Below are 15966 nucleotides of genomic sequence, written 5' to 3' on the forward strand. Positions count from 1 at the left end.
TTTTAACCAATTATTTGAACACAAAATGTTAATTACGCCTAAATGAGATATTTACGCAATTGCGTAGATATGGATGTTGTGCGTAATTATTAATGAAAAGACTGCTAATAAAAATAAAGCTATATATGTCTCAAATATTAGAGCCCTTAAAAATTGTGAAGGACGAAACTAAACTATTTTTAGTTTGGTTTATTTTTACAATCCTTGCCGGTCAAATAGGGATATTTACCAATGTAATATTAAAATATAAGGTCAATAATATTGCGATTTCTCAATCAATGATAGAAGAAAGTATTATTGGTAGTTTCTTTACATTTGCTATAGTATTATTTGCTTCAACTTTGGGGTTACTTTTCGTAAATATTTTAGAAAGAAATCCAACTGTTTTTAAATCTTTTAAAGTTTTTTTATTAATAGTTACAGTATTTTCTCTTTTTTTTGCGGGAATCTACTATTCAGCGAGTACAATATCAATAAGAAATCCAATTGAAACCAAAATAGAAAATTACTCTATAGATTGGCCACAAGTAATTTTCTTTATTTTATCTATTATTTTTGCTGTTTATACTTATTGCATAACAAGACTAGATTTAAACTATGAAAAGTACCAGCATTTAGACGATAATTATGCAGAAAAAGATAATGAAAAAGTTGAAGAACTTCAGAGTGGTTTAGTTGAATTGGATAAAGATAAAAAAGGTAATAGATTATGATAGTACTTAAATATATAGATTTTACGCAACCGATAGGTACTTTCTATTTTTCAAAAATCAATGCACAATTACTTGGTTCAATTGTTGAAACTACTCCTCGTTCAGGTAGTTCATCTGCAATTCAACGAGATGAATCTATTACACGTATAAATGAAATTGCAAAATATTGTGATGACCCAGATGCTACATTTCCAACTCCGATAATAATCAGTGTTTATGATAATGTTGATTACGAAATAAATGATAGTACAATAGTCTTTTCTAAACAAACAATCATTGGAGAAGTTATTGATGGACAACACAGACTAAAAGGTATTATCAAATCAAACTTAGCAGAAAAATTTGATTTGCCAATTGTATTACTTTTCGATCTAACAGAGGAAGAAAAAGCATACATCTTTTCTATAATTAATAGTAAACAAACGAAGGTAAGTATGAGCTTAATTTATGATTTGTTTGCGTTATCTAGACATAGAAGTCCTCAAAAAACTTCGCACGAAATTGCTCGTGCTTTAAATAATGATGGAAAATCACCGTTTTTTAACAGATTGAAAATGCTAGGTAATAAAACAAGCGAGCAATTTCACGCTACACTATCACAAGGAACTTTTGTTAAACATTTCATTGAATTACTAAGTAAAAGTCCTGACGAAGATTTAAGAAATTCAAAAAACAATCTTGAGCTAAAACCAAATGAAAATTTACCTTTAAGACAATATTTCATCGATAATGAAGATAGTATTATATTAAAAATAACATTAAATTTGTTTAGAGGTTTAAGAAATGTTTTTTACAATTTGTGGGAGAACCCAGATGATAACATTTTATGGAAAACAACTGGATATTTTGCAATCATTAAAGCGTTTAATCATCTATATTTAAAAGGAGATTCTATGAATGACCTTTCAGAAGAGTTTTTTACTCATCAATTCAGAATCTTTAAAGAACATTTAGAACAGAATAATTTACGTTTAACAAGCGAAGATTTCCCTTCTAATGCACAACAACAAGCTAGATTAAGTAAAATTCTAATTGAATCAATAAAATAACTCACTGTACTAATCATACCTTCTTCGTGCACGCAAAATTAGGGTTCCTCTCGCAGAAAACAGCAAGTCTTATTTCCCTCGCTGTGCGAAGGCTATTGCCTTCTTAGGTGTGAAAAGCGGCTTATAGCCGTAGAAGTACCCAGACAAATAACAAAAAGACACATGAAAAAAACACTTATTATACTTTACTCTTTACGCAAACTATTTTTTTGTTTGGACAAGAGGTAAAAACGAAAAAAAAGAAAGATAATACACGTGAAGGGACGGCAACTTTTTATGTTTTAGCTACTAATGAGGCAGTTAAACACGGTGACTATCAGATAAAAGCCTACACAGGGAAGAGAGTGTTATTAAAGGGCACTTATAGCAATAATAAAAAAGTGGGCTTATGGACAGAGCAGTATTATGACAGGGATTATACCGGACCAAAAGCAACTGGGAATTATGAAAATGACATAAAAACTGGTGACTGGACTTACTTTAACTATGAGGGCGAGAAAGTTATTATTTATAATTGGACAGACAATAAGGTTGTTTTTTCAAAACTCTGTGGGACAGATACTAAAGAATATACAGTCATAGAAGACAGCAAAGAGAGTAAATCAAAGCTTGACTGCCCACCAACTTGTGCGACAGGACGTGAGTATTTTTTATATGAATTTATGAGAGACATTGGAGATCAAGCAAAACTCTTTAAGGAAATTGGCCCTAAGTTGTATCAATTGAAAACTAAAATTAGTATTACCATTGATAAAAATTCATCCGTTACAGACATATCATATTCAACAAACGAGAATTATGAACTGAAAGAAATTATCGAGAAGTTTGTTAAGTCTTACAAATGGATACCCGGTACGAAAGATGGACAAAAATTGACTACTAAATTTGAATTTTCTATTGGTTTATCAAGTCAATATTAATGCTAATACAGGCTAAAAAATCAGCTGTCAACTCAGCTGCTGCACGAAGGATACTTCCTTCGTGCAAGCGTAAAGCGGGTTTCACCTGCAAAAAACAGCAACTTCAATAGGCTTCTCATCACTTTTCAATAGTAAATTCCGAAGCGAGACGGTTTAGAATATATAAACCTTAGTTCTGAAGTATTCTTGAAATATATATTCACGGTCCTGAATAGTCATACCTCTGTCGGAATTAGAAACCCTTCTTATCGAGTGTCGAATTTAGGAACTTATTGAAGAGCTGGCAAAGCGAAATCTGTGTAAATCCGTGCTTCGCAGAATCCGTGTCATCCGTGTCCCAATCACGAGCCGCCAAATGGCACGCTGATGACGCAGATGCCTATCGGCAACGCTGATTTTCGCTGATTTTATTCTCTTTGTCAAAAAGGAAATCTGTGTAAATCCGTGCTTCGCAGAATCCGTGTCATCCGTGTCCCATTCAACGCAAAGAAAATCAACTTAAACTTACCTGGCAGAATAAATTCATCCTCTGCAATGACTGGAGCCCCTGGCGTTCCATATTTTTTACTACTTTTGGGCTTTGGGAGTAGGAGCGGAGGTGCTCTGATTATCAGGCTTCCCAAATGGTATGTTTTAATTATAATAGCATGTTTCTAGACACCCTCGAAAAATCTAAAAGTGAAAAAAAATTAGTTGGTCTTAATTGTTATGGTGTTGACGAGGGCTTTTATTGCGGGTATGTGTTGCAGTACAGTGAGGGTTTTGTAATTATTCAGCATTTTACCAAATTCGGTATTTATGACGGTATACTAACGCTCAGCCTTGACGACATCAAGTTTATTGAATCTGATACGGTTTATCTCAAAGGAATTGAACTGTTGATGAACAATCCAAATCTTGTACTCAAACAAACTTACCAACTGAAAGATAAAAATGACGAGAGTTTTACCCATTTGTTCGAGAGTTTTATTGGCAATAAAGACTATTTAATCAAGTTTGAACTGGCGGATGAGGATGTATATTTTGGTCTTGTAGAATGGTGTGAAGAGGACTATTTTTCGATTATCAATATCGATATGGACGGCTCTGTGATAGGCAAGGCCACTTTTAAGTTTGAAGATTTGAAAATGTATTGGGTGGATGACCTAGAATGCAGAAAAAGAAAAGTTCTTTATGACGCCCAAAAAACTGGTCGTTGAGTTACTATTTTTGCTATCCTTTCTGTGATTTCTTATCCTTATGCATGTTTAAAAAATCTCTTTTTAATGGACTTTAAGTCATATTGTTCTCGCCAATTTGACAACAGCAATTCATAGCCAGCAACCAAACCAAAAACAAAGCTCAAATCAAAGTAGCGTTAACCCAGAAATACAAATATTGAAAGTGTTTGTTTTTTGAAGTTTAAATACAGTTTTTCAAATGTTTTTTTTATTTATATTTGCAGATGTGGTCTTTTTTCAAAACAAAGTTATTAGTCTTGAATGTGCCACAAAAGGTAAATTCAAATAAATAGACACGGATGACAAAAAACAAAGTACAATTGCACAGGGTATTGGCGGCCAGCCCTGAGAAAGTTTACAGGGCATTTACTGATGCCGACGCTATGGCGGCTTGGCTGCCTCCTTATGGGTTTGTATGTAAAGTGCAGCACATGGATGTAAAAGTTGGAGGGACCTACAAAATGTCGTTTACTAATTTTACCACTGGCAGCAGTCATTCGTTTGGTGGTGAGTATTTAGAAGTAAAGCCAAACGAGTTATTGAAATATACCGACAAGTTTGATGACCCCAACATGCCCGATCAAATGATTACTACCATTGAATTGAAAGCGGTGCTTTGCGGAACAGAACTATTCGCCACCCAAGAAGGAATTCCTGATGTGATACCTACAGAAATGTGTTATTTGGGATGGCAAGAGTCGCTCGATAAACTAAAGCGATTGGTGGAGCCCAATATTCCTGATGCTTAAATGACTTAATGTTAATATCTAACCTTTAAAAAAAATGGCAAAACAAATATTTATCAACCTAGCGGTAAAGGACGTTCAGAAGTCTATGGATTTTTACACCGCTTTGGGTTTTACAAACAACCCGCAGTTTTCAGATGATGCAGGAAAATGCATGGTATGGTGCGAAAATATCTTTTTGATGATACTGAGCCATGAGAAATTCTCTTCTTTTGCTACTAAACCTATTGCAGATACAAAGTCTAGTCTTGCCGGTTTGTTTTCGTTGTCTATGGACAGCCTTGAAGAAGTAAACAGTGTAGTGGAAAATGGTTTAAAAGCGGGTGGCACTGAACCACACGAAATACGAGATTATGGTTTTATGCAGCAGCGATCCATTGAAGATTTTGATGGACACACTTGGGAGATTTTTTATATGGATCTATCAAAAATGCCAACAGAATAATAGAGATCTTGATAACAGCGGCTGAAAATACAGTAATCCACTCGGCGATAGAAAATCTATTTATAAACTTAGTTTTAAACCCCCAAAATTATACTTAAATGACAGATTACTCAAAACTAACCCTAGAGGAGTTGTTGATAGAACAAAAGAAAATAAAAAAGCAGCAAATGTACACTGCTGGGCTTGTTGGGTTGTTAATTGGTGTTATAGTTTATGGTCTGGTAATCAATGGTTTTGGCTGGCTTTATATTGGTATTTCTGTTTTTATGATTTATATTATAAGCAGCGGTTCAAAAAAACTAAAGCAGCATCTCGAACTTATTAAGACCGAGATAGAGAAAAAGAATCCAGCTTAAATAGCAGGATAAAGATTCCGCTTTTATAACCATTATTTCTGCCATTCAAGATATTGATGGAGCTAATTTGCTGCTAAAACTACGCTGGTAATTACGCCAGAATATATGGGATTGTAAGCCAATAGCAACATAATATTTAGAAGAAAACCATCCGAAAGGGTGGTTTTTTTGTTCTCTGTAGGTTTCTTGAAAAGAGTTTTAAAATCTAGCTGAATTTGTGTTATTGTAGCCTTTACAGCATTTAATCTCAAGTTTTTCAAATCTACGGTATTAATAACACCTATTTCAAAACGCCTTTTTTCGAATAGCAACGATTTGTTTAGCACCCTATTTCACAATAAAGCTGGTTTCTGAATAAATAGGGCCTAAATTGCTTATTCCTTGGACTATAACTTTGTATTTACCGCTTAAATCGGATGTGTAAAATTGTAAGGGTGTGTGTTTTTGTTTGGCATCTATTGTCAATTCGGGATTCCAATAGAGTGTCTGTCGATTGTCTTGTTCATTTAAATTTTTGACTTCATGGGAGGGCATGTAAAAGGTTTTATTTTGCTGATAACCTTTTAAATTAACTATTTGAGATGTCTCTTGGATGTTTTTATCTGACTTTTTTTCAACACCATGGGTGTACACGACGTAGACGCAGGTGGACCTGTAAATCATTGCATTTGCTCCTCGTAAAAGTTCTATTCGTTTTATTTGGCGAGTATCGATGAGTTCTTCCGGTCTATCCACTGCAACTCCATCAAGTAAATATTTTGGAGGATCGGAGCCGATTCTACATGCTGGTAAAAAATATTTCAACATTTTATAAAAATTATGCTCGTTGCCATCATGTCCATTTGGTAACTGATTATTGTCGAAGTCGACACTAAACGAAACATCAGATTCTTTATGAAGAGTTGGTAATCCTATTAATGGCGGAGGATTCCTTTTGCCTCTTACAGTTAATTCCTCTAATAATTGAGCATTTAAACTTAAGGAATCACCATCGGAGATATAGACTGAGGTCTGAGATACCTGTGAAGTAGTTTCTTTTATCAAAGGCAAAGAATCTATTTTATTTGGAATTTTAGGGAATTTTATCCAGTGGATTCTCGCATCTGAAACTGCTTTACCTTTCGCATTGTTTATTTGCCAATAGGCTGTTTGCTCGCCTTCAAAGTTTAAATCGGTGAAAATAAAAAAGCCTGTAGAATCGGTTTTTGCCATGAAGGTTTGCTGACCAAGCAGTAATACTACTTGCCCATTTTTTATGAATGATCCCTTTGATTTTATGGCTCGTCCCATAAAAAGCAGCTGCTCAGGTTGTTCAGTGTTCATTATTGCTGACAGATTAGTAGAAAACCTTAAACTGTCAACAAGATTAGCTTGTTCGGCGTTATGGACTGAAATAGAAAGGCTGGCTTCCAATGTGTCGTCGCTTTGAAAAAATAGTTTTATAGCACTACGTCTAGCGTACAGAGTTGAATCAACACTCACTTTTAAGAAATTCGAAGAGCTGGGTTTTTCAATATTTGTTAAATTTAATAGAGGTTGAATTCCAACATATATTTGTTTCTCGTATGGGTCTTGTTTCGCTATAACCATGTTTTGGGTAAATGCTCTTAATCTATAAACACCAGGTGCAGTAGATGGCAAAAGGGCTAATGTCCCACTTCCACGGCCGCCATTGGTAAACATGGTTTGACTTAAAACTAATTTGCCATCAGGAGCATAAAGTTGTAAATATAAAGGATGGGTATGTTCTAATAATCTATTGTTGGAGGTATTAAAAAGATAGGCACTCAACCAGATTTTTTCGCCAGATAAATAACTGGGTTTTGAGGTGTGAATAAAAATGTTAGTCAAAAATGACTTGGAAAATTTCAAGTTTTCCTGAGCAAAGGCAGATTTGCAAAGGATAAGAGAAAATACTAAAATGTAGGAGCATAATTTTTTCATATTACAATCTGGTTATTGTAATAAACTCAAAATCGTATTTATTTAGGCCAAAATAAAGATTCATAGAAATAGGGCTAGCAGCAGTTCCTGCCACTATATCGGTCTGGAATATTAGATGGCCATTAAGCCAAATTATAATAAAATTGTCTTTACATCGTAAAACCAAATCGTTTTTGTCCTGGATATCCTGTAGTTTCTTATAATTCACAAAGAATCCCCCACGGTTATCACTTATCCCTAAATAGTTGTTGTCACCGTTGCAATTGTTGGAGATTAGGGCATAGCTATTTTCAGGAATATTGTTTGGTCGCCACCCTAACTCAAAGCCTCGTCCATATAGTTTGTATCGCAGATGCACTTCGTAATTTTGTAATGGAGTTTCAGCTAATTTTGGAAAAAGTGTGGTCAAAGGAAGTTTAAATTCGCTATTTACTGTTTCGGTTTTGCCAATCTCCAGGTTCATTCCTGAGGGTAGTATTTTATAGGAAACTGCATTGGAACTACCTTTAACCAATGATTCCAAGGTGGCATTTGAATTCCAGGCATTGACTCCTATTACCACCGATTGTTCAGATTGATTGGGTTCCTTCCATTCTATTTTTTCTGAGGACCAGGAAGGAGTGGATGTATTTATATCAAAAAGTTCGTCGAGGTAATATTTTTTTCGCAGGTTTCCTATATTTATTGGGACAGAACATTTGTCCACATTATTATCAGTAGTGGCCATCAATGAGCTGTATTCTCCATTGGGTAGCCTATGGAAACTATGAACCCTTTTTAGCATAAGATGACCCAATTCGTGGAATAGTAATTTTTCCTTTTGTGAATCACTGAAATGTAGCCAAACCGAATCAATATCAATAGTGCGGGTTTCTTGAGTGGCATAGCCTGCATAATTGCCCAAAGTTCTGGGGTAATTTGATAATTTAATAGAAATCGCCTTTTCCTCTTCTGAAAAAGTTTTGCCTCTTTTTTGGCCTTCTTCAAGAAATTTGTTGAAATAAGAGCTAAAAAGGGGGTCGATAACGGGTTTGATGTTGTCAGCTTCCTTACAAGCAAGTAATCCCAAAAGACAGAAAACTGTAAGTACTAGTTGTGGTTTTATCATAGAATTTTATTTTCAAAGTCTGTTTATTGGATAAGTTTCTGAATTGTTCTATTTTTTGCGGTATTCAAATTTAAGGATTTTAAAATTACTATTTGAGGATTTTTAGAATATTTTATTCAATTAGGTTCCCTTTTTAAGCTCTTAACACACGTTTGAAAGCTCTTAGCAAACCCTAAAAAGCTCTTAATATATGTTTGCAAGCTTCTAACAAACGTTCAAAAGCTCTTAATATATGTTTGCAAGCTTCTAACAAACATTCAAAAGCTCTTAATATATGTTTGCAAGCTCTTAGCAAACGTTCAAAAGCTCTTAATAGATGTTTGCAAGCTCTTAGCAAACGTTCAAAAGCTCTTAATATATGTTTGCAAGCTCTTAACAAACGTTCAAAAGCTCTTAATACATGTTTGCAAGCTTCTAACAAACGTTCAAAAGCTCTTAATACATGTCTGTAAGCTCTTAGCTAACTCTGAAAAGCTCTTGGTTACGCACTCTTTTGCTATAAAGTATAGGTGAGTTTTTTAGCTGCCTTTGTTTTTGTAAATAAACTTTTGATGTTTTTCAGAGTGAAATCAAGGACTTAAGAGATCTAAATGCTTATTGGATAGGGGTATTTTCTATATCGAAGCTCGATTGGGCGGCTTTTAATGGGCATATAGATTTTGAGTTTGCACCTACTAACATTAGTAGTATGGCCTCAATGTATGCATGAGTATTTTTGAGCAAACATTATTTGCTATGAAAAAACTTATCCTATTGCTGCTAATTGGTACTTTAAAGGTGGCTTATATTTTTGCACAAGCCCCTGCCAACGATAACTGCTCTGGAGCAACCGTGCTAACCGTAAACAGCGACAATCTTTGCACAACTACGCTCACAAGTACCACAGTAGGAGCCACAGAAAGTCAGCCGGGTTGTAACTTTACCTTCGCTGACGACGACGTATGGTTTAAATTCACGGCTACTGCTACCTCGCATAAAATTCAGGTGGCTTCCAACTCTGGAACACTTCAAAATCCTGTATTTGAAGTGTTTTCGGGCAGCTGCGGTAGCCTAAGTTCCTTGGCTTGTGTAAATAACCAAAATACCTTTTACGATACTGAGCGGACGATTCTGACCAGCCTAACGATAGGAAATGAATACTTTATCAGGGTTAATAGCGGCGGAAATTCGGCATTTTCGAGAGGCACTTTTACCATTTGTGTGGCTTTGACCGTACCACCAACCAACGACGATTGTGCAGGAGCGATAAGCCTGCTCGTTAACCAAAATCAAACTTGTACTTTAACCAATACCGGAACTTCCGAAGAAGCTACATTGAGCATGGCCAGCTGTTATTCTGGAAGTCAGGCCGACGACGATGTTTGGTATGAATTTACTGCCACCAGTACGGTTCATAAAATTACTTTGACGCCGGGTACTATCAAATTTCCAATTTTAGAGATGTTTTCAGGTAACTGCGGAGGCCTGACTTCTCTGTATTGTAAACCCGATTTTATCAATAATTTCACCATTGGAGATCTAACAGTTGGCCAAAAATATTACCTCAGAGTGTATTCCTATCTTGCTGGCTTCGGTCAATCAGGCACTTTTACAATATGTATAAATGAAGGCTCAGGTATGCCCGCCAACGATGGATGTTCAGGAGCGATTGCATTAACCGCCAACAGTGCCAGCTGCGGAGTGCTTACTGCCGGTACCTTAGTCAACGCCACCGGACCTCTGAGTAGCTCATGCGTTACTGAGCCCATCAGAAACGATGTTTGGTATAAGTTTACTGCTCCCAATGCCGAAATGATTTTGAAACTTTTGAATACCACATTTTCAAGTGCTAACATGGAGCTTTTTAGTGGCATTTGTGGAAATTTGACGTCTTTGGCTTGTTCAGTAACGAGCGAAAACTTTCTGAGCTATTCCAACTTTACCATTGGTCAGGAATATTATCTGAGAGTTTGGGACAGATATGGCAGTACAGGTACTTTTGATTTATGCCTATCAAGTACCTTGGCGAATGATAAATCTGATGCTGCAGTTACTCTGTCAGTAAATAGTGACTTTACATGTACTCTAAAAGCATCTGGAGATAATACGCTAGCCTTGAGCAATGAAACATCCAACAGCACTTGTCCTCTTATAAAAGATGGCGTTTGGTATAAATTTGCGGCCAATAATGATAGCCTGACCATCCAACTTACGGCTTTGGGTATGGGTTCAAACTCAAGGTTTGAGCTTTTTCATAAAGAAGGCACAAGTTTGGTATTTTTGGAATCGCAACCGAGGAAACTCTTCAAAACCAACTTTGTAATCGGAGACGAATATTATGTTTTGGTGTACACTTGTAACGGTTATCCACCCAACAGAGGTACATTTGAGCTTTGTGTTAGTAATTTTCCGCCACCACCGGCCAACGATCGCTGCCAAAATGCTCTTGCAATGAGTGTAAATCCCAATCAAAGTTGTAGCCTAACTACGTCAGGAACTACCGTTAATGCCTTGGCAGGGGAATCTGCCAACTGCTCTGGAGAGGTAGACGACGACGTTTGGTACAGTTTTGTTGCTACGCAAGCCAAGCATTCTATTTCTGTTACACCCGGAACTTTACAAGATCCGGTCTTTCAAGTGTATGAGGGTACATGTGAGACTTTGAATGAGTTAGACTGTATAAACAACAGCTCTGGTCAGAATACTGAAATGGGTAAAGTGGCAGGTTTGGTGATAGGCAATACATATTTTGTTCGGGTGTTTTCATCAAATGTAGGTGCTGGGCAGGGTACATTTAATATATGTGTCAATTTGCCCGTTCCCAACGAAGACTGTGAAGACGCCATAATCCTTACACCAGGAGCTACTTGTACGCCTGTAAGTGGAACTTCGGCTGGGGTAACCACAGATACATACGATAATTGTGACTTCTATAAATATGGTGTTTATTATAAGTTTACGGCCGCCGGTAGTTCTCAAATCATCAGGCTAACGAAAGGGACTATTCAAAATGTGTACATTGATGTACTTCAAAACAACTGTGGTAATATCAACAGAGTTACGCCTTGTGGCAGCCCAAGTAATGCGGAAGTTGTAGAAAAGGTTGTATCTGGTCTCACAGTCGGTACCGAATATTTGATATGGGTAAATACGGAAGATATTGCTGAAGAAGGTACCTTCGATATTTGTGTTTTGAATACTGTGCCGCCCACCAACGACAACTGTGCAACAGCTGCCGTCCTGGCAGTGAATACGGGCAATGTACCCGTAAATAAAACCTCAGGAACCACTTTATTTGCATCGCAAAGCCAAGTGGGATGTAGCGGAAATGCCGACGACGACGTGTGGTATAGTTTTACTGCAAGCCAGACGAGCCACCGTGTTTTTTTACAAAAAATAGGTACATTTGAAAACATTATTTTAGAATTATTCAGTGGCTCATGCGGCAGTTTGGTTTCTAAACAATGTATCTCTTCTGGTTTTGATAATACCAAAAACTCCTCGGCTCTATTGACAAATCTCACAGCGGGAGAAACTTATTTTGTCAGGGTATATTATCAAGGTACTGTCCCTGGTTCATTCTCTATAGCCATCACTTCGGCTCCACTAAACGATAACTGTGTTTCGGCCGTCACATTGAATCCATCTACAGCAGACGATTTTGCTGGTGCCGTGGCTGGAAGTAGCTTTGACGCCACTTTGTCGTCGAATAGCTATTTTAACAATGCCCTCACCGATGATGACGTTTGGTATAAGTTTACAGCAACACAAAAAGTACACAGAATAAAACTGAAAGGATGGAAGTCCGATTTGGGTGCCATAGAAGTATTTAAAGGTACTTGCGGAAGTTTGCTGTATGAAAACTGCTCGCCCACTTTTTCTCCCCAGTGCAACTCTGGCTCTATGTCTTCAGATACATTAATCCTTACGCTTGAAACTTTTGTACCAGGTCAGACTTACTTTTTTAGGGTTTATAGTATCCATCTTACTGCCAACCAATCGCTTTTTGATGTAGCGGTTACTTCACCTTACATATTGCCTTTTGATGATTGCAGCGGAGCTTCGAGTATTCCCGTGGCCGCCACCTCTATTTGTACTACACCTACAATTGTAAACACCAAAGGCTTCAGTACAATCTCTGGCCAGTCTGGAGGCTGCAACTATGGGGAGGTGAGCGGTCAACCCGAAAAAGACATTTACCTTAAGTTTACGGCTACTGCCAATCAGCATAAAATTAACCTTAAAACGGGGCAGGGTGGGACTTTGGTTTACCAGCTTTTTTCTGGCACTTGCGGTTCATTGGTATCTATGGGCTGTTCACCAGATTTTGATTCGGTGTCGTATGTGGGCAATCTCACCATCGGCCAAACCTATTTCATTAGGGTCTTGATGTATTATAACAACATTGAAACCCTGAAAGTATGTATTTCTACACCCGTATTTGTCTCCAACGACGAATGTGCCGCTGCCATTTCGGTAGTTCCATCTGGCGATGTGGCTGGTTGCAGTATTACTTCAGGAAATTTAGCGGGCAGTTCACAGACACAATTCAACGAGTGTGGTGTAATTGGTAACAGCGACAAAAAAATCATGCGGGATGTTTGGTATAAATTCGTGGCCAATTCCACGATTCATAGGCTGTGGTTTTCTAATGTTTCCATTTTAAAATCCGGCTCCAGCGGGCCAATTCCAAAGTATCTCAAATTTGAAGTGTTCAGTGGTACTTGCAATGCTAAAACGTTTTTGGGCTGTTCTGGAGCTATTAGTTCTCAGGAAGAAAAGGTCTTTAATAATCTGACGGTTGGCGAAACCTACTTCATCCGAGTTTCGACTTATGATCCTGAATCTATTGATTTTCAGTTTTGTATAAAAAATATCTCACCACCCGCCAATGATGTTTGTGCCACTGCTATCAATTTGACGGTTTTTAATAGCTGGTCTAGCCTAAATTATACAAAAGGAACTACACTTGATGCCAATCAAACTACTGGCACCAATACCTGTGGCCAAGCTAACAGTTTTGACGTTTGGTACAAATTCACGGCTACCAACATTACGCATAGAATAGCTTTCAGGAGCAACAGTGTTCAAAAGGCCATCACGGGCCTAACGCTGGCGGTTTACAGTGGCTCTTGCTCTGCACCAGTGCACATTGCCTGCAAAACTGGCGATTTCACAAGTCTTTCTGAAGAATTGTTAAATGTGACTGGCTTAACCATCGGCCAAGAGTATTTTGTGAAAGTATATGCATCCCAAGCCTTGGTTACCCACCAGGGAGGTTTCGAACTTCAGGTACTTAACCCCACCGCACCCACCAATGACCAATGCAGTTCACCTATTGGCCTCAGCATACAGAGTTCGTCTCAGAGTTTTACCAGTGTCACTTCCGAAACCATCTTAAGTACACTAAGTGCCGAACCAGTGGCTTGTACAGTAACCGGTACTGCCGACGACGACGTCTGGTATAGCTTCACCCCAACACAAACTTCAGTGCGATTAATCCTTTCTGCTAATTTTATGAACCCGGTATATGTTTTATATACAGGTACATGTGGAGGGCTAACAAGTGTGGTTTGCGGTTCTGCCGGTGCTACGGCTACTTCATTAAACAAAATATTGACCAATCTAACCGCCAATACACCTTATTTGCTGAGGGTGTATAGTTCTTCAAATACACTCAGAGGAAGGGTTTTTGTTGCCCTCACAAGCGATACCTCGCCTCCTGCAAACGACCTTTGTGCCGGTGCCGTCACCCTCATGCCATCAGCCAATAGCGTACCGAGCTTTACTGAGGGAACCACCGTAAACGCTAAAAACGACAATACTATCTGTTTTGCGGGCAACGAAGTGTGGTTTAAGTTTGTGGCCACCGCCACTACGCACAGAGTTGTGTATGATGGATACCTTAAAGACCCTGCAATTATAATGTTTTCGGGCACATGCGGAAGCTTGGCCTTTGTTCCTTCTACTTGTTTTGGAGACATTCATAATATTTCCTTTACGAAATCGGGTTTAACCATTGGCACCACTTATTTTCTGAAAATAGCCGCTCAGGCTGATGTACTCGCAAACCAAGGCACATTCAAAATCGCCATCATTACGCCTTCTGTGCCTGTAAACGACAATTGTGCAAATGCATTGAGCCTAAGTGTAAACAGCCCTGCCCAACACTTATCTGCAGACTTGGCTACCAACGAGTTTGCCACTTCCGGCTGTGGTTCTTTCAGCGAAAAAGACGTGTGGTTTAAATTCACGGCTACCAGTGCCAAAATGGGCGTGGAGGTAGAAAACCTCAATGCCAACGCCATTATTGGACTTTACAAAGGTGTTTGCCCTTCCCCAAGCTTGATAAAATGCTCTTTCAATAGCAACCAAAGTTCATTTAATCAAAATACTTTGATACTCGATAATTTGGTGGTAGGAGATGAATACTTGATAGCGGTGGCTGCCCGAAGCGGTTTCATGCTTGAATATAAAATCAAATTATACGAGTTTGCAGAAATAAGCCAAAACACACTTTATGGTAATACTTGTTTTACCGCCAATTTAGTGACAAATCCTTCATTTGAAGACCCTCAAACCTGCCCGACCTCATTTGTGCCTACACCATCAGCTCCCGGCCAATGGTTGAGTCCCAATCTGGGTTGGACCATACCAACCACCGGGTCGTCAGATTATTTTAACAGCTGTGCCGATTACATAGCGGCCATCGAAACGCCAAGAAATACTACTTTTGGTATTCAAACACCGCGAAACGGCCAAGGTTTTGCGGGTTTGTTTTCAGGTGGCACAGAATATCGGGAGTACTTGCATACCCGTTTGGCATTGCCAATGGAAATCGGTAAAAGGTATCTGTTGAGCATGTATGTCAGCAGATCCGATTATTATGGCGTAGCTGCCAACAATCTAGGTTTTGGTTTAAATGTTACCCAAAAAGTAGAGTTTACCAACGACACCATTCAGGTGGATAAAATAATACTCCCAAGCAGCAACCTGGTAGTTCACGAAAAAGACAATTGGGTGAACATAGTGGCTGAAATAACGGCCGACCAAGCGTATCAACATTTGTATTTGGGGAATTTCCGAAGTCAGGCAAATACCATTAGTCAGCTCGCAACGGATATTAGCGGCGGAGCCAGTGGTGGCTATGGGGGGCAGTCGGCCTCCAGCAATGCCTACTATTTTATAGACGATGTTTTTGTGGGTGAAATAGCCAATACCATTGCCTGCGGAGCTAGCAATTGCAATAACGCCATCACCTTGCTCAGTCCCACCGACGATATTTTGGGCGGAAGCACCACCAAGCAAACCAACCTAGAGCTTAAAGCCAATATCACCATTCAAGGCAATGCCAATGTACTATTTCAATCCAACAAATCCATCTTGATGGATGCCACCCAAGGCGTTTTTGAGGTGAAAAACGGGGTAGTATTTGAGGCCAAGATTGGGGGCTGTGTGAATTGATTTAGGTTTTTTACTCAATTTG

At 38.3% G+C, this 15966-nt stretch carries 12 protein-coding genes; 8 read left to right on the forward strand and 4 right to left on the reverse strand.

All coding sequences use genetic code 11. The annotated features are described in order from the left end of the window. Positions 1-125 precede the first annotated feature (125 nt). From EGI26_RS16720 to EGI26_RS16730, 3 genes are all read left to right on the forward strand, one after another. Positions 126-713, forward strand: coding sequence for a hypothetical protein (locus EGI26_RS16720; RefSeq protein WP_255080195.1), 588 nt, complete (start codon positions 126-128; stop codon positions 711-713). Then, positions 710-1762: a DGQHR domain-containing protein gene (locus EGI26_RS16725; protein ID WP_255080196.1), complete on the forward strand. Its 1053-nt coding sequence runs from the start codon at positions 710-712 to the stop codon at positions 1760-1762. The genes EGI26_RS16720 and EGI26_RS16725 overlap by 4 nt, the downstream gene beginning before the upstream one ends. Before the next feature lie 209 nt (positions 1763-1971). Then, on the forward strand, positions 1972-2682 hold the full coding sequence (locus tag EGI26_RS16730; RefSeq protein ID WP_255080197.1) for a hypothetical protein: 711 nt from the start codon (positions 1972-1974) through the stop codon (positions 2680-2682). A 419-nt stretch (positions 2683-3101) separates the two neighbouring features. Here EGI26_RS16730 and EGI26_RS16735 read toward each other — a convergent pair whose 3' ends face one another. Beyond that, complete coding sequence (locus EGI26_RS16735; protein ID WP_255080199.1) at positions 3102-3305, reverse strand: hypothetical protein; 204 nt, start codon at positions 3303-3305, stop codon at positions 3102-3104. Positions 3306-3329: 24 nt separating this feature from the next. Between EGI26_RS16735 and EGI26_RS16740 the strand changes: the two genes are divergently transcribed. From EGI26_RS16740 to EGI26_RS16755, 4 genes are all read left to right on the forward strand, one after another. Further along, positions 3330-3881: a hypothetical protein gene (locus EGI26_RS16740; RefSeq protein WP_255080201.1), complete on the forward strand. Its 552-nt coding sequence runs from the start codon at positions 3330-3332 to the stop codon at positions 3879-3881. A 320-nt stretch (positions 3882-4201) separates the two neighbouring features. Beyond that, complete coding sequence (locus EGI26_RS16745) at positions 4202-4651, forward strand: SRPBCC family protein (RefSeq protein ID WP_255080202.1); 450 nt, start codon at positions 4202-4204, stop codon at positions 4649-4651. A gap of 34 nt (positions 4652-4685) precedes the next feature. Next, positions 4686-5093, forward strand: a complete 408-nt coding sequence (locus EGI26_RS16750) for a VOC family protein (RefSeq protein WP_255080203.1) — start codon at positions 4686-4688, stop codon at positions 5091-5093. Between the two features lie 98 nt (positions 5094-5191). Further along, entirely contained in the window at positions 5192-5449 is a 258-nt protein-coding gene (locus EGI26_RS16755) for a hypothetical protein (RefSeq protein ID WP_255080204.1), read from the forward strand. A gap of 62 nt (positions 5450-5511) precedes the next feature. On the opposite strand, the gene EGI26_RS16760 is transcribed toward EGI26_RS16755, so the two are convergent. From EGI26_RS16760 to EGI26_RS16770, 3 genes are read right to left on the reverse strand one after another with little or no spacing between them, the layout of a single operon-like run. Then, positions 5512-5760 carry a hypothetical protein gene (locus EGI26_RS16760; protein WP_255080205.1) on the reverse strand — a complete coding sequence of 83 codons (249 nt, stop codon included), beginning with the start codon at positions 5758-5760 and terminating at the stop codon, positions 5512-5514. A gap of 16 nt (positions 5761-5776) precedes the next feature. Further along, entirely contained in the window at positions 5777-7393 is a 1617-nt protein-coding gene (locus EGI26_RS16765; RefSeq protein ID WP_255080206.1) for a hypothetical protein, read from the reverse strand. Position 7394: 1 nt separating this feature from the next. Further along, a complete protein-coding gene (locus tag EGI26_RS16770; RefSeq protein WP_255080207.1) occupies positions 7395-8501 on the reverse strand; it encodes a hypothetical protein in 1107 nt (368 codons plus the stop codon). Positions 8502-9236: 735 nt separating this feature from the next. On the opposite strand from EGI26_RS16770, the gene EGI26_RS16775 reads away from it, so the two are divergent. After that, a complete protein-coding gene (locus EGI26_RS16775) occupies positions 9237-15944 on the forward strand; it encodes a 3-coathanger stack domain-containing protein (protein ID WP_255080208.1) in 6708 nt (2235 codons plus the stop codon). Positions 15945-15966: the final 22 nt, after the last annotated feature.

Origin of the sequence: Lacihabitans sp. CCS-44 (assembly GCF_024343735.1) — a bacterium.
Taxonomy (GTDB): Bacteria; Bacteroidota; Bacteroidia; order Cytophagales; family Spirosomataceae; genus Leadbetterella.

Excerpts from the sequence above, each read along its gene's own strand:
- EGI26_RS16720 (WP_255080195.1), top strand. The coding sequence starts at position 126 with ATGTCTCAAATATTAGAGCCCTTAAAAATTGTGAAGGACGAAACTAAA.
- EGI26_RS16725 (WP_255080196.1), top strand. The coding sequence starts at position 710 with ATGATAGTACTTAAATATATAGATTTTACGCAACCGATAGGTACTTTC.
- EGI26_RS16740 (WP_255080201.1), top strand. The coding sequence starts at position 3,330 with ATGTTTCTAGACACCCTCGAAAAATCTAAAAGTGAAAAAAAATTAGTT.
- EGI26_RS16745 (WP_255080202.1), top strand. The coding sequence starts at position 4,202 with ATGACAAAAAACAAAGTACAATTGCACAGGGTATTGGCGGCCAGCCCT.
- EGI26_RS16750 (WP_255080203.1), top strand. The coding sequence starts at position 4,686 with ATGGCAAAACAAATATTTATCAACCTAGCGGTAAAGGACGTTCAGAAG.
- EGI26_RS16755 (WP_255080204.1), top strand. The coding sequence starts at position 5,192 with ATGACAGATTACTCAAAACTAACCCTAGAGGAGTTGTTGATAGAACAA.
- EGI26_RS16765 (WP_255080206.1), bottom strand. The coding sequence starts at position 7,393 with ATGAAAAAATTATGCTCCTACATTTTAGTATTTTCTCTTATCCTTTGC.
- EGI26_RS16770 (WP_255080207.1), bottom strand. The coding sequence starts at position 8,501 with ATGATAAAACCACAACTAGTACTTACAGTTTTCTGTCTTTTGGGATTA.
- EGI26_RS16775 (WP_255080208.1), top strand. The coding sequence starts at position 9,237 with ATGAAAAAACTTATCCTATTGCTGCTAATTGGTACTTTAAAGGTGGCT.